Origin of the sequence: Bradyrhizobium sp. 160 (assembly GCF_023073735.1) — a bacterium.
Classification (GTDB): Bacteria; Pseudomonadota; Alphaproteobacteria; order Rhizobiales; family Xanthobacteraceae; genus Bradyrhizobium.
The window spans coordinates 215451-235455 of record NZ_JADPKD010000054.1 but is presented as its reverse complement, the minus strand read 5'-3'; the positions used below and the strand labels follow the sequence as shown (position 1 = coordinate 235455).

The 20005-nt window shown below is 57.4% G+C and carries 15 protein-coding genes; 7 read left to right on the top strand and 8 right to left on the bottom strand.

What is annotated here, in order from left to right:
- Nucleotides 1-10 precede the first annotated feature (10 nt).
- Nucleotides 11-1138 (bottom strand): polysaccharide pyruvyl transferase family protein, encoded by a 1128-nt coding sequence (locus IVA98_RS20730; RefSeq protein ID WP_247355436.1) that lies wholly within the window; start codon nt 1136-1138, stop codon nt 11-13.
- Between the two features lie 432 nt (nt 1139-1570).
- On the opposite strand from IVA98_RS20730, the gene IVA98_RS20725 reads away from it, so the two are divergent.
- Nucleotides 1571-2371 (top strand): FkbM family methyltransferase, encoded by an 801-nt coding sequence (locus IVA98_RS20725; protein WP_247305549.1) that lies wholly within the window; start codon nt 1571-1573, stop codon nt 2369-2371.
- Between the two features lie 94 nt (nt 2372-2465).
- Here the strand turns inward: IVA98_RS20725 and fcl are convergent, their stop codons facing one another.
- The 6 genes from fcl to IVA98_RS20695 all read right to left on the bottom strand — a co-directional run bounded on the left by fcl (nt 2466) and on the right by IVA98_RS20695 (nt 10018).
- Complete coding sequence (gene fcl, locus IVA98_RS20720) at nt 2466-3422, bottom strand: GDP-L-fucose synthase (RefSeq protein WP_276576807.1); 957 nt, start codon at nt 3420-3422, stop codon at nt 2466-2468.
- Entirely contained in the window at nt 3403-4485 is a 1083-nt protein-coding gene (gene gmd, locus IVA98_RS20715; RefSeq protein ID WP_247305546.1) for a GDP-mannose 4,6-dehydratase, read from the bottom strand. The genes fcl and gmd overlap by 20 nt, the downstream gene beginning before the upstream one ends.
- Nucleotides 4486-4490: 5 nt before the next feature.
- Nucleotides 4491-6038, bottom strand: a complete 1548-nt coding sequence (locus IVA98_RS20710; protein WP_247355435.1) for a lipopolysaccharide biosynthesis protein — start codon at nt 6036-6038, stop codon at nt 4491-4493.
- A 13-nt stretch (nt 6039-6051) separates the two neighbouring features.
- On the bottom strand, nt 6052-7152 hold the full coding sequence (locus tag IVA98_RS20705; RefSeq protein WP_247355434.1) for a glycosyltransferase family 61 protein: 1101 nt from the start codon (nt 7150-7152) through the stop codon (nt 6052-6054).
- Nucleotides 7153-7329: 177 nt separating this feature from the next.
- A complete protein-coding gene (locus tag IVA98_RS20700) occupies nt 7330-8874 on the bottom strand; it encodes a glycoside hydrolase family 16 protein (RefSeq protein ID WP_247305538.1) in 1545 nt (514 codons plus the stop codon).
- Complete coding sequence (locus IVA98_RS20695; protein ID WP_247305534.1) at nt 8825-10018, bottom strand: acyltransferase family protein; 1194 nt, start codon at nt 10016-10018, stop codon at nt 8825-8827. Before IVA98_RS20695 ends, IVA98_RS20700 begins: the two co-directional genes overlap by 50 nt.
- Nucleotides 10019-10149: 131 nt before the next feature.
- Here IVA98_RS20695 and IVA98_RS20690 point away from each other — a divergent pair, with 131 nt between their 5' ends.
- Nucleotides 10150-11430, top strand: a complete 1281-nt coding sequence (locus tag IVA98_RS20690; RefSeq protein ID WP_247279501.1) for a hypothetical protein — start codon at nt 10150-10152, stop codon at nt 11428-11430.
- Between the two features lie 26 nt (nt 11431-11456).
- Here the strand turns inward: IVA98_RS20690 and IVA98_RS20685 are convergent, their stop codons facing one another.
- Nucleotides 11457-12527, bottom strand: coding sequence for a glycosyltransferase family 2 protein (locus IVA98_RS20685; protein ID WP_247305531.1), 1071 nt, complete (start codon nt 12525-12527; stop codon nt 11457-11459).
- A 472-nt stretch (nt 12528-12999) separates the two neighbouring features.
- Between IVA98_RS20685 and IVA98_RS20680 the strand changes: the two genes are divergently transcribed.
- From IVA98_RS20680 to IVA98_RS20660, 5 genes are all read left to right on the top strand, one after another.
- Nucleotides 13000-13278, top strand: coding sequence for a hypothetical protein (locus IVA98_RS20680; protein ID WP_247279499.1), 279 nt, complete (start codon nt 13000-13002; stop codon nt 13276-13278).
- A 387-nt stretch (nt 13279-13665) separates the two neighbouring features.
- Nucleotides 13666-14649 carry an NAD-dependent epimerase/dehydratase family protein gene (locus IVA98_RS20675; RefSeq protein WP_247355433.1) on the top strand — a complete coding sequence of 328 codons (984 nt, stop codon included), beginning with the start codon at nt 13666-13668 and terminating at the stop codon, nt 14647-14649.
- 646 nt (nt 14650-15295) lie between these two features.
- A complete protein-coding gene (locus IVA98_RS20670) occupies nt 15296-17710 on the top strand; it encodes a polysaccharide biosynthesis tyrosine autokinase (protein WP_247355432.1) in 2415 nt (804 codons plus the stop codon).
- Nucleotides 17711-17777: 67 nt separating this feature from the next.
- Nucleotides 17778-18419, top strand: coding sequence for a hypothetical protein (locus IVA98_RS20665; protein ID WP_247355431.1), 642 nt, complete (start codon nt 17778-17780; stop codon nt 18417-18419).
- Nucleotides 18420-18641: 222 nt separating this feature from the next.
- Entirely contained in the window at nt 18642-19958 is a 1317-nt protein-coding gene (locus IVA98_RS20660) for a hypothetical protein (protein ID WP_247355430.1), read from the top strand.
- The last annotated feature ends 47 nt before the right edge of the window (nt 19959-20005 follow it).

The window sequence follows — 20005 nt, the reverse complement described above, 5'->3', positions numbered from 1 at the left end:
TGCTCGACCGTCAACCTTGATCCGTCGGGGCCGAACTGCCCTGGCCGATATTCAGAAAGTTTGCGAGGGCGTCGTCCACGCTCGTGCTCAGTGGCCGGCTCAACTTTTCGAAGGGCTTGCTCCACGCATCGACGAACGTGCTGATTTTCCCATAATTGTTGTCAAGGAGCGAGTGCGGCACATTCAGCAACACGCAAAAGATGTGCGTGTGAAGCCGGTCCGTGATCACGTAGGCCGACGATCCAACCTGCCTCATTCCACGGGCTACACGGTTCGACGCGAGCAGGTGAAACCACCGAATGCGCACGTCGAGCTCCGAGGGCGTCCTGCCCTTGAACAAGAGGAGCGCCGTCTCGAGCAGCGCCTTGACAAACAACCACTTTCCCAAGCCTCGTTGTTCGATGAGCCAGTCCTCGACAACTGCAAAATTCGGGAGCGGCGGAAAACGCTTTTGCTCCACCTTCTCGTGATCTGTTCGGAGCAGCAGCAACAATTTCCTGGTTACTGCCGCTGGCGAACTCTGCGCCCCCAGGCAGAATGCCATGTCCGGACAGAGATCGGCGGGCGCAGTAAATTCCGTTGTCGCGATATTCAAACTCTGCACGTCGCGGACCAGAATCCGGAATTTTTTATGCGAGTTGATGATCTCCGCGGCGCGCTTGAGACTTGCCTTCGAGGAGAAGTGTATGGTTTGCGGCAACTGAATGATCTGGCGATCCGGAAACTCCGACAGAAGCCTGAGCCGAAACTCCTGATGGCTGGGCCACAGGTCGCCGAAATTGCCTCCACCATGGATAAGGATCGGTCCGACAGGAACGGCTCTTTCAAACTCTTCCTTTGACCAGGTGTCATACGTGCAGACGTAGGACGGGGCTCGGCCTAGCTTCCTCTGCAGATAGGTCTCTTCACCCAACCATATGGCGCTGTCGCCCACATTCGAGTGGTTGGGGAAATCCACCAGCGCAAAATCCTCGACACCCTCCAGATGAGGCCCGATGACCTTTTCGATCTCATCCTGCATTTCTGCAATCAGTGTACGGGAGTCCTTCATGGGAATTTCGGCCATCGTCCTGAGTTCGGTCCCGTTGGTCGCATCACAGCATCGAACGGCTTTCGATGCATCGGCAAAACTTCCCATTCGACTAATCCACTTCTGCCATTGCGCCAGGTACCCGCTATGGTTGTGCGAACGACGCATCTGCGTGCCGCCAGCGAGAACGCCGGACGGTTGCGCTGCGAGCTTCCCCGGTCAGTCATTCGATCTTTCGCGCTCAGCCGGCTTCTGCTTCTATCACGCTCTCGTGCCTCTCTCGGTGTCCCCTCGCCGATGCGGAAGCTGACCGGGTTCCAGAGCACGGAATAGATCGGCTTAGCAGCCAAAAGGCAAGTCTCGGCACCGCTGCCGATTAGCGACAACACCGCACATATTCATGACAAGAATCGAATCTATTGAAGTCTTAAGGCAGGCAAATGTGTTGATCGCAACGAACATAGGCAGCGAGCCTGCGGGAATGCCGCTTGTTGCAGCAAGCCTGCACCCAGATGCGTTAGCGAGCTCGGAGTCAACCGCATGATCGGTTTGTTGAAAGACTACGTAAAAGCCCGCCTGCTTGATAACGACTTTATGATATCCGGCACCTCAAAGGAGGAGGAGCTCAAGGAATTCTTCCGGGACCTTTTCCCTGTCGTGACGGACAAGAAATTGATTCGACTGGGCGGATCGGCTGATGGCGGCTATTTGGTTCCGGATGACCTCGATGGCTGCGTCGGTTGCTTTTCGCCGGGCGTCTACAACGTCTCTGACTTCGAGCTCGGCCTTGCCGAACGCGGCATCCCATGTTTCCTCGCTGACTTCTCGGTGGATGCACCCGCGATCCGCAATGACCTACTCGATTTCGAAAAGAAATTCCTCGGAAACGAAAACAACGCCAAGTTCATGACTTTAGAGAACTGGATGTCGAGAAAGGGCCCTCGGACCGGCGATCTCATCCTCCAGATGGACATTGAAGGCGGCGAATACGAGGTTCTCATCGAAACGAGCTGCGACGACCTGAAGCGCTTCAGGATCATGATCATCGAATTCCATTCCATGGACAGAATTCTCAATCCCATCGGTCTCAAGCTGATCGGCGCTGTCTTCAAGAAGATCACCAAGCACTTCGACGTCGTACACATTCATCCGAATAATTACTTCAAACCCATCGAATACAGGGAGTTCAAGGTCCCGCCGATCATGGAATTCTCGTTCTTGCGCAAGGATCGCGTTTCTCGCCGAACGCCTGCGAGACGGTTTCCTCACGACCTCGACAGGAGAAACGTCGCCAACAGGGATGATGTCGTGCTGCCGAAGTGCTGGTTCGCTCCGGAGTGATCGCCTCCGTGGCCGCGCCGATGAATCGCGCCAGCCGCGGACAACGGGCGCGCGGAGGCTCGACCGTTAGCTCGCAATGGCAGAAGTGCGCTCCCTACTCTCCCGCCTGCCGGTTCTCGCCGAGATATGCCTGATAGGCCAGCTTGAGCCCATCCTCGAGCGGGGTCTTGGCTCGCCAACCCAGTTTCGCCAACCGGTTGACGTCGAGCAATTTGCGCGGGGTGCCGTCGGGGCGCGAGGTGTCAAAGCTGATCTCGCCGGAATAGCCGACGGTCTCCGCGACCAGGCGGGCGAATTCGGCGATCTCAATGTCCACGCCGGTGCCGATGTTGACGAGCTCGCCGCTCGAATAGGTCTTCATCAGGTGGATGCAGGCGTCTGCCAGATCGTCGACAAAGAGGAATTCGCGCCGCGGCGTGCCGGTGCCCCACACCACGACGTTCTTCGCTCCCGACGTCTTGGCCTCATGGAAGCGGCGGATCAACGCCGCGACGACGTGGCTGTATTCTGGATGATAATTGTCGCCGCGCCCATAGAGGTTGGTCGGCATCACACTGATGAAATTTGAACCGTACTGGCTACGATAGGCCTCGACCATCTTGATGCCGGCGATCTTGGCGATCGCGTAAGGTTCGTTGGTCGGCTCCAGCGGACCAGTCAGCATCGACTCTTCGCGCAGCGGCTGGACTGCGAGTTTGGGGTAGATGCATGAGGAGCCAAAGAACATCAGCTTCTCGCATCGATTAACATGAGCGGCGTGAATGACGTTGGTCGCGATCGCGAGATTGTCGTAGAGGAACTCGGCGCGTAGCGTATTGTTGGCGACGATGCCACCGACCTTGGCGGCAGCAAGGAACACTGCTTGCGGACGCCTTGCAGCGAACCATCTATCGACGGCGGCCTGGTCACGCAGGTCTACCTCGCTCCGCGACACCGTCAGCAACTCGACATTTTCCTCTGCGAGCCGTCGCACCAACGCGGAGCCAACCATGCCGCGATGGCCGGCGACGAAGACGGTCTTGCCTGCCAGCTCAAATAGAGTGCTTGCCATTGGCAACCTCTCGCTTGGCCTCGAGCAAATCGGACGCCACCATTTCCTTGACCAGTTGCGCGAAAGGGGTCCTGGATTTCCAGCCGAGCTTCTCGCGCACCTTGCTGGGATCGCCAATCAGGAGATCGACCTCGGTGGGACGGAAATAGGTCGGGTCGACCCGCACGACGATCCTGCCTGACTTCATGTCAATACCGGATTCCTCGACGCCCTTGCCCCGCCATTCGATTTTGCGGCCGACTTCGGCAAAGGCGAGTTCCACGAATTCGCGCACCGAGCGAGTCTCCCCGGTTGCCAGCACGAAATCGTCAGGCCGCTCGGCCTGCAGGATCATGTGCATGCCTTCGACATAATCCCTGGCGTGGCCCCAGTCGCGCTTGGCCTCGAGATTTCCGAGATACAGCGTCTCTTCGAGACCCGTCTCGATGCGGGCAACGGCACGCGTGATCTTGCGGGTGACGAAGGTTTCGCCGCGGATCGGGCTCTCGTGGTTGAAGAGAATGCCGTTCGAGGCAAACATGCCGTAGGCCTCGCGGTAGTTCACCGTGATCCAATAGGCATAGAGCTTCGCCACCGCGTAAGGGGAGCGTGGGTAAAAGGGGGTCGTTTCCTTCTGCGGCACTTCCTGCACGAGGCCGTAGAGCTCGGAGGTGGACGCCTGATAGAACCGCGTCTCCCTCTCCATGCCGAGAATGCGGATCGCTTCCAATAGCCGCAGCGTTCCAATCGCATCCGCGTTCGCGGTATATTCCGGGCTCTCGAAACTGACCGCCACATGGCTCTGTGCAGCCAGATTATAGATCTCTGTTGGCCGGATCTGCTGCATTAGACGGATCAGGTTTGTCGAATCCGTCATATCGCCGTAATGCATCAGGAACGGCACATTGCCGGCATGCGGATCCTGATAAAGATGATCGACACGGGCGGTGTTGAATGAGGACGATCGCCGCTTGATGCCGTGAACGGCGTAGCCCAGGCCGACCAGGTACTCGGCGAGATAGGCACCGTCCTGACCCGTGACGCCCGTAATCAGCGCGACGCGGCGCTTCGATCTTTCATTCATATTGCTCACCCGATCGCTCGATTCTCATCGATGACTTTCCCAGTTTTTCCAAACCTGTCGGCGATTGCGCCCAGGATTCGCAGGATCTCACGCTCGGGCCCGGCCGGCGAGCCTGTCGCTCGCCAGACTCCAATAAGTGACCCGACATAGGCAAGAGCGCTCACGAGAACAACGGCAATCAACCGAGCATAGACGTGAGACTCATGGCCAAAAAATGTAATGAAAGCCCAATTGGTCAGAAGACCGACAATGATCATCGTGCAGGTGGACAAAGCGGTCCTCAGATTCACGAGAAATTGCCGGGAGACAGAAGCGTCAATCAGTTCGCGGACCAGGACCATGTTGTAGACGACTCCGCCGAGCGTAACCGCCACGCGAGCGACCAGCAGGCCAAGTAACCCCCCTACCCACAAGCCGGCAACAATGACAGGCAGCCTCACGATCAGGATCGCAACGTCGCGATGAAATAACCTGCGCGTCTGCCCAAGCGCCAGACCAAGGGGTTGGACGGTCGCGCTGAGCGTATGCAACGCAATTGCACCACCGAGGAGCTGGATCACGATTGTCGCGCCTGCCCAGGCCTCACCCAGCGCGAGCGGAACGAATTGATCGGCGATCAACGCGAAGCCGAACCCGGCCGGAAAGGCGATCACACACAGCATTGATTGCGCCGACAGATAAGCTCGTTGAAGGGCCGCTTTGTCGTCCCTCAGCCTCACGAACGCGGGAAACAGCGTCCCGGCGAGCGGATTTGTTGCTTCTCTTGTCGGCGTGGCGGCCAGGTCGCTGCCCAGCACATATCCGCCCAGGGTGGATTTCCCAAGAAAATATCCGATGATGATCTGGTCGAAACGCCAGTTCAGCGTGCTGACGGCCTGTCCGAGCGATAGCCACACAGAGAACGAGAATAGGGAGCGGCTACCCTTTATCCGGAATTTCGGCCGAAACGGCTGGATCAGATAAGAGGCAACGACATCGATGAAGTTGGCGACGACGGCCCCGGCGATCAGTGCCCAGTAGCTCCTGAAGCAAATGGCGATCCCGGAGGAGACGAGGATGGTTGCGAGCGCCCGGCTGCTGCTCGTCACAAATTCCTGCCAGAAGACGAGTTGACGCTGCATCATCGCTAGCATCGGGTTTCGAAGGCCGGATATTACAATCGAACAGCTCAGGACCAACAAGATTGGAATCAAGCGGCCATCGCCGTAGGACAACGCCACCGGATAAGCAAGCAACGACAGCAAGAGTGCGAGCAAGCAGGCACGAGCCAGGCCCAACGTCCACGCGGCGTGGAATTGATCTTCACTTGGATCCTTGTGGTGAATGAGGGCCGATGCCAGGGACAGTTCAGTCATAGATGTCAGAACAGCAATGATGGCCGTCGCGACAGCAACCAGGCCGAAATCTTCCGGCGTGAGCATTCTCGCCAATATGAGCGTGTTCAGGAAGCCGAGACTGGCAACCACCAGCCGGCTCACGCCGATCCAGGCAGCTCCGATGGCGATTGAATTTTTCGACAAAGGGAGCGGCGTACGCGCACCAAGAGCGACCATTTTCAATGCTCGTTCATTGGCATATGGTTTCCAGTGCGCGCTCGAAGATGTCAGGCGCAACCTCGAAATCGAATGGACTGGGTCCAAACGCGCCCTGCGGGCGCGTTCCCTTGCTGTCTCCCACGATATAGGAATAGTCCGCGCCGGCGGACGTTGCGATCGTGTAGTAGTAGGGATGCACGTGGTCTGAGGGAATCAGCTCCAGGACCTGCGTTCCAGGCGAGCAGAATACGAGATTGGTCAGCCCTGCACCATGTGGGCCAACGACAATCGAGCATTCCGCGAAAAACGCCGCTTCATCCTCGACGTGGTCAAATTCGTAGATCTGGAAGCCGAACTTTTTCAGTGCAGGCATCAGCTCTTCTTCGTTAGCAACCTTCCTTTGTCCTTTGCGCGGAACGTATACGCGCCTGTCGTGACGAAGCGGCGACTTGGCTAGCTGCAAGCGGAAGAACTCCGTAAGCCATGGCGCATAATTCCGTCGCAAGCCTGGAAACGAAGTGCCAATCACGAGATCGGCCTGGATATCCTCCTCGCCTGCCCACACGCACTTGCGCATTGGAATTCCAAGCCGGCGAACGAGTTTGGCTGCCGTTTCGGACGCAGGCTTGGGCAAATAGACATAATCGACATCATCGAGCGACAGGCCACTTTTCTGAAATAGCGCCAAGCGTCCCAGGCAATCGAGCAGGAAGTGCCCATAGTTTCCTCCGGCGAAATCACTCGCCAGCGAGAGACAGGTGCCACTTAGCGGCAGCGGCGTCCCGTAGGCAACTGATCGCGGATGGCGCGAGAACGACGATCCGTACCAGGTGCTCTCGTAGAGCAGCGATCCATCCTCCGTCACGAGCCAGCCGTCGGGACCGAGGATTCGGGCCTTGTCCAGGCGGAGAATGCCCAGCTCGGGCATTCTGTTGTCAACGCTTTCACCGAAACCTGCGTCGCGGCTGCCGAATCGAACCGGCGCCTTCCGCGCCAGTACCTCTTCATCGACGGCAGTCAGCCAGGTACGCGGATGTTCACTTCGCCACGTGCGATGATCACAAAGCCGGCTCGGGCTGCCGCGCAATGCACCACGAAGAATTTGCCTGACGGCGCGAACCGTTGAGTTCATGGACGACTACCCATGCAAGAGACACTGACCGTGACAGGCAAGCCCGCATGAGGCCTCACCTGCCACAGCCAAAGCAAAATTCAGACCGACCCTCGGACAGCGTGCCGATCGCAATCAGCGGTGCTCGGCTTGATCCAGATCCACGGAGTTGTGCTCACGCTGGATGCACCCCTCCGATCAGCGGCGCACATGCAGCGACAATAGACGGCAAGATCTGGCCTTTTTTGGTTGGATCACCGTGGTGTCGCAAGCAACTGGGACTTCTTTGGGGCCGACCTCGCCCGCGACTTCAGCCGTCAGTTTGCTGCCCAGCAGATAGTTCCCTTCACGCGGTACGGCCGGCAGCGCAAATTCGATCACACTGACGCCATCTTCCGCGTCCTTGCGAGAGACCTGTTGTAGCGGCTTCTTTGCCGATGCGACCATCGCGCCGGTTGTTGCATCGAAGACGTACGCATGAATCGTTCGATTTGTAGGATAGTCGTCCGGAATCTTGACCGGAATTTCGATCTTGAGCGGGTCGGTTGTGCTCAGTGACAACACCCCCGCATTCGGCTTCTTATCCGCCACCACATTCGTAACGTTGAGAAATGTCGGCTTGGGCATGTCGTTGAGCGCTGCCTTATATCCAAAATCATTCGGATCCGGTGTCACGTCGCTCGGACCGCATTTTCGGCTTCCGCGCTCAGAGGACGTGAACTGGCAGACGCGAACGTAGTCGATCTTGAACGTTTGCGGGAAAGCCGCATCATCGATCCCGTGCCGACCGGCCCACGCTGCTCCGCCGACAGCGAAATTGAGATCGATGTGCGCCGGCGGCCCCAGTTGGCCGTCCTTCCTGAGCCACTGGTACATGCGCGTGTAGACGAGACGACCGTCCCAGAAGAACGAAATGCGGTCAGGAGCCCAAACGAAGCCGGCAATATGCCAGTCCTTGTTCAGATCCTCCTTGCTGACCATGTCCTGAAACCTGAGCACGAACGAGCTGTCCACATACGTGTAGGACTGCGGCGTCCACTTATCTTTACTCATGGCATTCGAGTGCAGCATGTTCGGCTTGTCTTCCACGCCATTGATGACGTACTCGAAAATGTCGATCTCCGGCGGATGCCAGAACTTTCCATCGATGTCGTAGTCGGCTTCGAGCCAGAATGCCGGCCACGATCCCCGCGCATTCGGAAGAAAGACCCGCGCTTCATAGTAGCCGTAGTAGAATGTCTGATGGCTCCGGATCATCGCGGAATCGAACGTGTCCGCCCCTTCATTCTTTTTTGCAATCAGATTCAGCGCACCCTCGGACATCACGTGGTTGTCGCGGTAACGCTGCTTTTCATCGTTGAAGCGATCCATCGTTTCGTTGTTGTAGATGTATCGGGTGGCCCATTTGGTCCGATCAAGCTTGTCGCCGTTGAACTCATCCGAAAAAACTAGCTCCCAGCCAGCGCACCAGGCCGGCGTCGCGGATCCGAGTGCAACGACTATCGAGGCGACACAAAGGATTTGCGTGCGCACGGCTGCGATCATCAACGAGATCCTTTCGGTTCGGCTCTTAGCCCGGCTGGGAAACGCTGTGCTGGCCCAATGCGCAAAGACGATGGCAGCGGTGACGCTGCCACGTCGCAAACCGGCACAATCGAGCGCACGGCTCTGCGGCTTTTTCCCAAATAGACAGTTAACTTGCGATCGTTTTGGGGCGGTGACTTGTCGAACAATCAAGAACATTTGACTGTTCCCCGATCAGGTTCCCTCCTTGAGTGCCGTCGAGTGCTTGATTGATCGGCCGGACTGCCGGTTTCGCTTCCGAGCCCCTGTCGAGCCGTTTTCGAATCTGTCCCGTCACCTTCACTTCAAGGAAGCGATGGCTGACCGTCGCAACGATAAGCGACGGCGGAAGCGAGACCAGGAGGAAACAAAGTTGCGATCCGCTCCCCAATGCATCGACCATGCCCGTTCGATACATGATCAGCTTGACCCCAGCCATGACGATCGGCGGCCAGAGATAAAAACTGAAGCTGATCGTTCCCAGCCATTGCATCACCTGCCAACGCAGCATTCTTCCGAACAGACCGTTTCCTCCGGACACGCCAAGCAGGAAAATAGTCCCGAAGACGCCACCAAGAACAAGAAATGGAAAAGCAGAGATCCAGTCATGGAATGACAAATGTGCCGGCGTCACAAAGCCAACGTAGTCTGTTGCGCTGGCAAGCTCGAGGCCTCTCCAGACAGTCAGGAATAGCACAAAGAAGATCGCCGGGTACTTCGCCAAGGATTGCAACAAGGTCGACGATAGGTACTTCTCCGCAATGAGCACGCCACCAATCATCAGGAGCGCGCGGGGATAGTACACGAGCAAGATCAGCGAACTGACGGCTAATGCCAGGGCCAGCGGCCGACTGACGCCGCTGATCAGGAAGACGGCGGCACATACTCCATAGAACAGGAATTCGTATCCGAGCGACCACGCGGCGGGATTGATCTGGATGATGTCAATGAATGGAGGCGGCGCCAACAGATTTGCACCAACCAGCAGCAGACTTGGACCCCTTCCTGAAAGCCAGCCAAAACTCGCGATCGCGATCACGGTCGCCCAGAGCACAGGAAGAATCCTCGCATAGCGATCAAGAATAAAGGTCACGACCGAGGATGCCCGATACAGGCTTGGCAGAATCACGATTCCACTGATGCCGAAGAAGAACTCGACACCGAATTTCCCGGTCTGCAGCGCTTCTCCCAACGGCCCCTTGGCAAACAGATCGAACGTGGGCAGTCCGGAATGAACGACGTGATAGACGAATACCATGAGGCAAAACAAACCTCTGGCACCATGAACGTAAGGGTTAAATCTTGCGCTCGCGTTGTGTTCCATGTGGGAAGTCGCTACAGGCTCGAGTATAGAGGGTGAACAGCCTCACGAGAGAGACCAAGGTCGATCGCGATCGTTACCCTGTGCCCAGACGCAACCAAGGCGCCAAGAGACAGTAATCGACGAGTCCCAACATGGTGAGCCTCGACACATTCCCAGCCAGAACCTCGTCTAACAAGCGCGCTGCAGCAGCGTCAAGCGACGAGACCAACAGCGTCATTTTCGCGCATATCGCCTTCATTCTGTGCATTTGCATGCAGCGCTTCGGGCTCCTCATCGGGACCGGACAGATCTTCTTTTCGCTGTTCGGATTCTTCGCGCTCGTGGCGTGGGGATGGTGGGTTGGTCTGGTGAGCATTCGCGGGCCGCAGACTCTCGCATTCGGACTCGTCGTCGTCTGGTTTCTCTTCAGCGCGGTCGCCGCAGCCGAATCTCCCGATCGCGGTGTCGAGACCAGCCCGGCATCACTTGCGATGGTTCTTGTCACGAATTCGATCTTCCTGTTCGGACCCTCGACGAAATTCTCGAACGAGGCGGTCCTTCCCGTCTTCCTGTTCTATGTTCGGCTGTGCGCCGTTCTGGCAATCGTCCAGATCGTTCTTCAATTCGGCGGAATACGCATCTTCTCGTTCAAGGATGCAATCCCGGCGCTCGATCCGGTCCTCGTCGAGTCCGCCTACAATCAAAATGCGGTGGAATTTTATGGGTCGTTGAATCGGCGCGCGAACGGTTTTTTCCCGATGGAGCCGGGAGCGCTGTCCCAATTGCTCGCTATAGGTGTGGTCGTCGATGTGTTCATTTTGCGGCGACTTGCCTATCTTCCGTTGTACGCCATCTCGTACGTGCTCACTCGGTCCGGATCGGGCCTCCTGGTGCTCGTCGTGTCCCTTGGTGCCTATCCCCTGATTGCTCCGCTCAAATCACTGCGGGTAATCGCCATCGGGGCGGCCGTTGCCTTGACGATTGGCACAACGTACCTCGTTGCACCGGAACCTTTTGATCCCATCGTTAGTAGACTTGATGAATTCAGTTCAACCAAGTCGAGCGGCTATGCTCGCTACGTCGCACAACTACAGACTTGGGACTATCTCTTTCGGACCGATAGAGTGCTCATCGGCTCGGGGCCCGGCGGATTGGAACGGTCGCCTGCCTACTTTGGCGGCAGCGGAAATCCCGTTCTCAAGCTCGTCGCGGATTACGGAATTATCGGGCTACTGATTTTCCTGTTCTATCTCATCCTCTCGATATTCAGGAAAGACAACTCGATGCTCGCATTGACAATGCTGGCCTGCTATCAGCTCGGCGGCGGCAACCTCGCCATGGCTCCATTTCTGATCATGATGGCAATGCTGTGCGTATGGTCGCAGCCGCCAGGCGCCGGCCTGAGGTCGATCCGTCCCAAAGCTGCCGTCTGACCGAAGTGTCCCAGCCCTGCGCCCGATCATCGAATGATGCGGAATCGACCGAGCAAAGCGCGCAACCATTTCGGCCGCTGGGCGGGCACGTAGCGCAAACTCACCAGGGCACGACGGAAGTATTGCGGACTGATCAGGGTGCAGAAGATCCAAGCCAGCAGCGATATGCGCTGCGATCTCGAGAAACCTTGCGGCGACGCAGCCGCTCCAAGCGCATCGACAGCGATGCTCAATGAACTATCCGCCGCGATTGGATGAAGGTCCGGCCGCAGCTTGAACGACGCTATCCGCAAACAAAGAAATATCAAATTGCTCTTGAGCGCATCGGGCGCAACCGGCAGCTTCTCCGCGCGCGCGATCTCGGAAAAGAATTTGTATCGCCTCCGCGTGAGGTCGATTTCTCTCGCAAAGCGGGTATCATCGAGTTGAAGGAAAGCCCCGTGATTGAGGCCGTGCACGCGGTAGTCTGCCAACGGCTTGGTGATCGTTACGATCTCGCCACATGCAGGAGCGGCCGCCAAAAGATAACTGTCCGGAGCCCGATCAACGAAGTCGGATTCAAAGCCGAAGACACGCTCGACAAACCATTTCGGGTAGGCATTTCCCGACCCGGGCGGCGTCGGATAGGCGCCGGTGGTTGCCATCCACTTGCGGACGTCCTCCGAGGACGGACAGGAGAAGTACTGCGGCAGGACGTTTCCGGTCGGCTGCCCCTCGGCATCGATCACGCGCATCTGAAACTGATATTTGCTCGCGGCTTTGGACCAGACGGATACGATCTCCGTCATGACATCAGGATGCAAGGCATCGTCCGAGTCGAGAAATATGATGATATCGCCGGAAGACCTGCGAAAGCCGTTCACACATGACATCATCTGCCCGGCGTTCGCCTGGCTGATGATTGTGACTTCGTCTGCAAATTCGTTGATGACGTCGAGTGAATGGTCCGTCGACCCGTCATCGACGACGATCACTTCGACGTTTGGCCATCGTATGTCCAGCGCACTGCGGATCGCGGATCCCACATAAGCTGCGTAATTGTGGTTCGGAATGACGACCGAGAGGCGCGGCAGGGTCGCCGGTTCGACTTCCGGCAACACAGCGTGTCCTGGTATCTCCTTCAACATTCGCCGCCTAGAATACTCGCGTTGCAAGTACGTCACATGACGGCCGACAGAACATCACAGTCGACGGGCGTCAGACACTTACTCCAGGAAGGTGCAGCCTCTAGCACGTGTTTTCAAGCGCAAGGAAGAGGCAAGATTCCCGCCTGCAATCCCGGGAACTATTTTACCTGTCATTCTGTTGCCGCAACTGCAACTCTATCCTGCCGCGACAATCGCGGCTTCTTTCGAGAGCTGGCCCCAACCATCATGGATGTGCAGAGCAGTGAAGATGCATGATAACCGATCTAGGCGCTCAGACGGTTATGTGGCGATATGTGTAGCTATCGCTTTATCGCTCCTCGCAACGACGGCCGATGCTCAAATTTCCGGCTTCGGTCGCACATCTCCTCCGATGTATGGCGGCTCCGGCATTTCCACTCGGCCTTCGAGTTCGATTCGACCGATGGAAGGTACCTTCGCTCCAAATCACACGACAGTGGACGGAAAGCTTTGCATATCAGTCAATCCGGTGACACACCCTCAAGCCAACAATCCCAAGATCATCGAGCAGATTGTGCTGGTTCAAAACATCTGCGGTCAATCGATCCGGGTTCGGGTTTGCTACGCGGGAAGTTCCGATTGCATCGTCGTTCCGCTCGCAGGTTACCAGAAGCTGCAAAGATTATTGGGGATCGCGGCGGGATCAACGAACTTCCAATTTGAGTATCGCGAGCTCTATTGAGTCGTTGTTCAGACGAGGAGTCCGTCCTCCCATCTATTCGCGCTGCCGCTTGAGTCAGCGCCACCGCATTGGGGATCGCCCAGTGGAACCGATGATTCCGAGCATGTCACACGCGCTGTCGGTAACGATCTTGTTATCGCTACATGAGAAACGCATGACTGACCAATTGCTGCCCCAAATTGCCCGCTTCACTGATGTCGAGCAACATAAGCGCTCGCGGTCGCGAGCGGGCGCACTGCACATCAAGCAATCTTGTTCTTTCTGGGCACAACCCTTGCAACGGCAGGGCGCGCCGCTTTCCAATGCGTGCGCTCGATTGTCAGGGAGCCTTGACCGAAATTTGTCGCCGTTGACTCAGCACCTTCACTCAAGTTGACCATCGCGCACATGTCCAATCCCACCCAGGCTATTGTATTCGGAGGCGCAGGCTTCATCGGTACACATCTGATGACGCGGATGCTCGCTTCCGGCCGCTACGACCGAATCGTCTCAGTGGATATCGGGAAGCCTAGGGCGCATGTCGAAGGCGTCGAGTATGTCCATCATGATGTCCGTGAGCCAATCGACCCGAAGCTCGCAGGCGGGCTGCCTGCCGACATCTTCAACCTGGCTGCAGTCCATGTCACCCCAGGTCATCCGGACGGCGACTATTATTATACAAACGTGCTGGGTGCGGTGCACGTCTGCCGATTTGCGAGAGACACTGGCAGCCGGAATGTCATCTTTACCAGCTCGATATCGGTCTACGGTCCGACCGAGACCCCACTTACCGAAGATGCGACGCCGGTCCCAGTCAGTGCCTATGGACGCTCCAAACTCTCGGCCGAAGCGATCCATCGTCTATGGCAATCGGAGGACCCGGACAGGCGGCTGACCATCGTGCGCCCCGCCGTCATCTATGGGCGCTACGAGCGAGGCAATTTCACGCGATTGTCGAGGCTTCTCGAAAGGCGGGCCTTCATCTATCCCGGCCGAACCGACACCATCAAGTCGTGCGGCTACGTGAAGGACCTGGTCTCGTCGATGTTCTTCATGGCGTCTCGCAACGACGGTCTGTCGATCTACAATTTCTGCTATGAGGACCGTTATACCATCAGCGAGATTTGCTCCGCCTTCTCTCGAACTGCCGCATACCCCAAGCCGACGATAAGGATTCCGGTGTGGCTAATGAATCTCGCCGTGCTTCCATTCGAGGTGCTGCAGGCTGTCGGCATCAAGACCGGCATCAATCGTGACCGGATCAAAAAGTTGTGGTTTTCTACGAACATTCTGCCGAAGCATCTGATCGCAAGCGGGTTCAAATTCGAGTACGATCTGGCAAGCTCGCTTGTGGATTGGAATCGGGAATCCTCCATCAAGGATTTTGATTGAGGTTTTGTTGGCTGGATCCTTCAAGTGTCCGGAGATCGGAGATTCACCGGTGGAATTTCAAAGCCGATTCTCGCCACCATAGCGGATATTCCGAAACCAGACCCGTTCGGATTCCGGCGTCGCGTGCTCGGTCGTAACCGCGAGACCCGATTCGCCTTGCCTGTGGCAGTTGCAAGATCTCATGCTTGTCCGTCACACTCAGGTCGATATTGCATCGCAGAATTCGAGCCCGGTCGGACGCTGTCCACCGGGTCGGCACGTAGCATTCGTGGAATCCTGCCCAATTCGTGGGCGAACCATGATCTTCTCAGGCGGCGTGAATTGTCTCGATCTTGAAAGTCGCTTTTTTTGGCAAAGTTGACGGAGATGGGCATTATGACGATTTTGCGGCAAGCGGTACCTACGGTGGCCCTGCAGCGTTGCCGAAACTTCTCTGACCAATAACGTGTCGCACGAACCGACTAGGTGCTTTGACAAGAGAGCCTCGGTGGCACTGGCCAATTCTCGAGCGCCGCGCGTCGATCACCGCATCCGTCGTGTCGAATTCGACCAACAGGGATCTTCTACGCGGCACTTTTTGCACGAATTCAGCGCGGCAAGGCCAGCCTGATGCCGCATTCACAGAGATTTAAGTAAGGCGGGCCGGATGCTTCAAACAAAGATCACATCTCGCGAGATCGAAAACACGGCGCCGGAAGCCCCATCGCTGGAGCAGACCATCTCCTCTGCGCTTGCGCTGATGAGCCGCCAGTATCCAGTGATGATTTTCACGCTGCTCCTGTGCATCTGTCTTGCCGGCGTCTACGTGTTCACGGCACCGAAGCGATATACCGGAACGGCGATCCTGATGATCGACAGCCGCAAGATGCAGGGCCTGCAGACGCAAGCGCCCGCGAGCGGCGCAGACAACCCGATCGACTCGGCGATGGTCGACAGTCAGGTCGAACTTCTCAAGTCCGAAGCGATCGCCTCCAAAGTCATCAAGGATCTGAAACTTGCGGAGTCGGCAGACTTCATGAGCGACGGCGGCGGATTGCTCAGCAGCATCAGTAGCGCGATTACCGGAATATTCTCCGAGTCGACCCCGCCCACGGAGGAGCAAATACTGCGCGCAGCACTCGCTCGCTTTGCGAGCGGCCTCAGCATCAAGCGCGTCGGCGTGAGCTATGTTATCGAGATCTCCTTTCAGGCATTGTCGCAGGAGTTGGCAGCGCGGATCGCCAACGCAGTCGCCGACGGCTATATCGTGGATTCGTTGGAGTCGAAATATCAGGCCTCGAGACGGGCGGCGGTCTGGCTGCAGGACCGATTGAAGGAATTGCGGTCGCAGGCGTCTTCCGCCGAACGCACCGTTGCGGATTTCAAGGCCAAGAACAACATCGTCGACGCCGGCGGGCGACTGCTCACCGAGCAGCAACTCGCTGAAATCAATACTTCGCTGACGACTGCGCGTAGCCAGCGTGCGGAGGCACAAGCTAAGCTCGAACGCATCACCGCGATATTGAATGCAGACGGCGACGATTCGAAGGTCATTCTGAATGATTTGGCAACGGTGAGCGAGACGATGGCCAACCCGGTCATCACCAAATTGCGCCAGACCTATCTCGAGTACGCGGCCAAGCAGGCCGATTGGTCGAACCGGTATGGATCGACACATCTGGCGGTTGTCAATTTACGCAATCAGATGCGTGAAATCCGACGCTCGATCGTTGACGAACTGCGACGCACGGCCGAGGTCTACAAGAGTGACCTTGAAATTGCCAAGGCGCGCGAAGAGTCCAGCCAGAAGAGCTTGAACGATACGATCGCGGTCTCGAATAATACCAGCCAGGCTCAGATCATCCTGAGAGATCTGGAAAGCAACGCTCAGAGCGCTCGCGCATTGTCTGACAACTTCCTGCAACTGTACATGGTCTCGGTTCAGCAGCAGTCGTTTCCCATTACCGAAGCTAGGGTGATCAGCCAGGCCGCGTCGACTCTTCCCAACAAGACGTCGCCAAGAACGACACTCATCCTGCTTGCGGCGATCGTGGGTGGGTCGATTCTCGCAGCTCTCGTGGCAATCCTGCTTGATATGATGGATCGCGTCTTCCGTACCGTTTCGCAGGTCGAGAAGTTCGTGGATACCCGATGTCTCGCTTCGATTCCGGTCATAGAGCAGGCCATCAAAGCGAATTCCGCTCAATCGGGCAAAGCGGCCTGGCGATTCGGCAAACGCGACAAGCCCAAACCGCAGCAGGCATCACCGAGTCACGGGGGATCCGGCACGACCTTGCCACTCCACGGGCCCGCGCCCGCGTTCAGCCACCAACAGTCGCATCGCGACCGTCTGCTTTCAGCTGAGGAGAGCGTCGGGCGGCACGTGATCAATGCCCCGTTTTCACGCTTCGCGGAGGGATTTCGGTCGATCAAGCTCGCCAGCGATTTCGCAAATTTCGGTGCAGGGTCCAACAAGGTCCTGGGGATTACCTCCGCTCTCCCGAACGAGGGAAAGTCAACCATCAGCGAAGCGCTGGCGCAGACCTTGGCGCAAAGCGGCTGCCGTACGCTGCTGATCGATGGCGACATCCGCAACCCAAGCCTCACCGCAAGGCTTACTCCGGCTGCGCAGGACGGCTTGATCCATGTCGTCATCGGCCAAGCCGATTGGAGGGACGTGGTCTGGATAGACCCGCAGACGAATCTACATTTTCTTCCTTGTGCCATCACATCGCGCTTCTCGAATTCGAGCGACCTGCTAGCCTCGCAACAGATGGACGACCTGTTCCAGCAACTACGGCAGCACTTTGATCGCATCGTTCTCGATCTTAGCCCGCTGGCGCCGGTCGTCGACGTTCGGGCGACCGGGGGGTTGGCCGATTCCTATATCCTTGTCATCGAATGGGCGAAGTCGAAAATCGATATCGTCGAGCGCGTGCTAGGCGAAACGCCGGTTGTGCGCGAGCGGATGCTCGGTGCGGTTCTTAACAAGGTGAACGTGTCGGTGATGAGCCGATACGATACGTACGGCGCAGCCTACTATCGCAATCGATACTACAAGAGGTATGGTTACGTCGATTGACGTCAGATGCTTGATCCGGAGCGGCGGGCAGCGCTTGCCCGATTTTTGACGGGGCCTTGGATACAACATGAATGATTTGGCGCTAGCGCATGTTAGGTCGGCGCTTCTGATGGTGCGCTCAGTCCTGCTCGGTGCTGGTCTCTTGATGACGACGGCTCCCGGTCGAGCCGAGGCGGTGCGTCCGGGCATTCTGAACTGCGGGTCTGGGATCAGCGCCGAGCAGCGTCGACGTTGTGACGAAGAGGCGTTCAAGCAGATCGAGTCCGGCAGCCAATCGACACAGCTTGAGGGCGGATGGCGACTGGTGAAGAGCAAAAATCCAGATGGCGGCGCCGATGCCATTTCAGTGATGCATGTCGTCGATAGTGCCAAGTCGGATACGCGCCTTGCTGGCCTGAGCCTGCAATGCGGGAAAGGTGGCATCGAAATTGTACTCATTGTACTCGAGCCACTGTCCCGCTCGGCGCGACCGAACGTAGCCATCAAAGCGGGAGAGAAGCGCGCAGAGTTCCAGGCCTCTGTGATCCAGGGCGGCGTCGCGCTCCTGCTACCCGCCGACGCCTCGAAGCTTGCTGCTAGCGACTGGCAAACCGCAAACGAGCTTGAGGTTGAAATTGGGACCACACCGACCGCGATCCGCGGTGCGGTGCCGATGGCTGGACTGGCGACGGCTCTCCGTTACTTGTCGCAGTACTGCCATGCTCGATAATTTAGTCGGTCACGGAACTGTCATGCAGAGCGAATTCCGCAAACCGAATGCATGTGACCAGTTGGCAGGCCGCGTTGTGATGATGCGTCATGGTGGCTTCTATCCGGCCATCCATCACCGAGACGACGGTGGCGTCGCAAGCTCGGCTATGCGACGCGTATCAATGTCCCACTTGTGCAATGCTGCATTCCATTCCCGCTTCCACGTCTCACGGTTCTCCGAGTGCTCATCGCTTCCTGGCTTTTAATCACATTGCTGGCCGCGACTCCGATCCTGGCGCTCACAAGCGGCTCCTTCGCACAGCATGTGATTTCACTTGCTACTGCGTTGATGATGGCAATGGCAACAAGAGGTCCGGAGACGCAAATCGCGTCTGCCGCGCAGTTGCTGAAGCAATTTCTCCTCATATTCTTGCTTCCGGTCGTCTGGATGACGTTGCAAATCTTTCCGATGTCTTCGCTTGCGAACCCGATCTGGTCGGCGACTTCGATCGCATTGAATCAGCCATCGCTGCCGGGCCGCATCAGCGTTGATACGAGCGCAACGTTGCACAGCCTGTTCCTCTATCTGGTCGACGTGTCGCTCCTAGTGTCGACGGTCATCATCACCAGGGATCGCCGTATGGCCGAAACGATCCTGTTCGTATTGAGCGCAGTGACGACCCTCATGTCAGTCGAGTTCCTACTCGGCCGGCTCGATTTATTCGCCGGAATCATTCCCCAGTCCGGCGTAGCTACGAATCTGTTTCCGGCAGCAGCCGCTCTTGCGATATTGACAAATGGCGCGCTCGTCGCCCGGGCACTCGAACGCCACCTGCACCAGCAGAACATCCACAATCTGGCCTCGCCCCTACTGTGGGTCGGCGTTTCCTGCGGTCTGTTAGGAATTGCCGTTGCATTCGCCGCACTTGCCGCCCTCGAACAACGCGCATTGGCGGCGGTTACTGGCTGCGGATTGATGGTCCTCGTGTTCATAGCCGCTGTCCGGCGCTTGGGATTTCGGTCTTGGCCTTCGGCGCTATTGTTCTTGGTCCTTGCAGCGATCGCCAGCGCGATGGCTGCGTCGCACTCTCGATCCGGAGGCTTGGGCCTCCTTGGATTCGTCAGCCTCCCCCCGGAAGCAGTTGCGCCGGCAAAGCACCTGCTCTCTGATGCACCGACGTGGGGGCATGGTCTCGGAACCTTTAGGCTGATTTCGAGAGTCTATCAGGAGTTCGGCGCTGCGCTGGCAGCCCCTCCCTCCACCGCAGTCTTGATGGCTGTAGAGGCGGGACGATTGGCGAGCGCCATCCTAGCAGCCTTCGCCGTCCAGTTTTTCCTCGTTAGCTTTCGCGGCGCCGTTCGGCGAGGACGTGATTCCTTTTTCGCGGCCGCCGCGGCCGCCGCCGTTGTCGTTGTACTCTGCGAGAGCTTTCTTGACTCAAGCCTCTCAAACCCCGCGATTCAAGCAATCGTGGCGGTGATGGTCGGAGTTGGACTTGCACAATCAGTGGGACGGACCAGTGGCGCCAACACACTCGGCAGCATCCGCGCGCCGTAACATTGGCTTTATGTTGAACTAATGCATCGACAATGAGTTCATCGAGC

Coding starts and splice junctions, on each gene's coding strand:
- IVA98_RS20710 (WP_247355435.1), bottom strand. CDS start 6,038: ATGGTCGCTCTTGGTGCGCGTACGCCGCTCCCTTTGTCGAAAAATTCA.
- IVA98_RS20670 (WP_247355432.1), top strand. CDS start 15,296: ATGCTTCAAACAAAGATCACATCTCGCGAGATCGAAAACACGGCGCCG.
- IVA98_RS20705 (WP_247355434.1), bottom strand. CDS start 7,152: ATGAACTCAACGGTTCGCGCCGTCAGGCAAATTCTTCGTGGTGCATTG.
- IVA98_RS20665 (WP_247355431.1), top strand. CDS start 17,778: ATGAATGATTTGGCGCTAGCGCATGTTAGGTCGGCGCTTCTGATGGTG.
- IVA98_RS20690 (WP_247279501.1), top strand. CDS start 10,150: ATGGTGAGCCTCGACACATTCCCAGCCAGAACCTCGTCTAACAAGCGC.
- IVA98_RS20675 (WP_247355433.1), top strand. CDS start 13,666: ATGTCCAATCCCACCCAGGCTATTGTATTCGGAGGCGCAGGCTTCATC.
- IVA98_RS20695 (WP_247305534.1), bottom strand. CDS start 10,018: ATGGAACACAACGCGAGCGCAAGATTTAACCCTTACGTTCATGGTGCC.
- IVA98_RS20725 (WP_247305549.1), top strand. CDS start 1,571: ATGATCGGTTTGTTGAAAGACTACGTAAAAGCCCGCCTGCTTGATAAC.
- gmd (WP_247305546.1), bottom strand. CDS start 4,485: ATGAATGAAAGATCGAAGCGCCGCGTCGCGCTGATTACGGGCGTCACG.
- IVA98_RS20730 (WP_247355436.1), bottom strand. CDS start 1,138: ATGGGAAGTTTTGCCGATGCATCGAAAGCCGTTCGATGCTGTGATGCG.
- IVA98_RS20700 (WP_247305538.1), bottom strand. CDS start 8,874: ATGTTCTTGATTGTTCGACAAGTCACCGCCCCAAAACGATCGCAAGTT.
- fcl (WP_276576807.1), bottom strand. CDS start 3,422: ATGGCAAGCACTCTATTTGAGCTGGCAGGCAAGACCGTCTTCGTCGCC.
- IVA98_RS20680 (WP_247279499.1), top strand. CDS start 13,000: ATGGAAGGTACCTTCGCTCCAAATCACACGACAGTGGACGGAAAGCTT.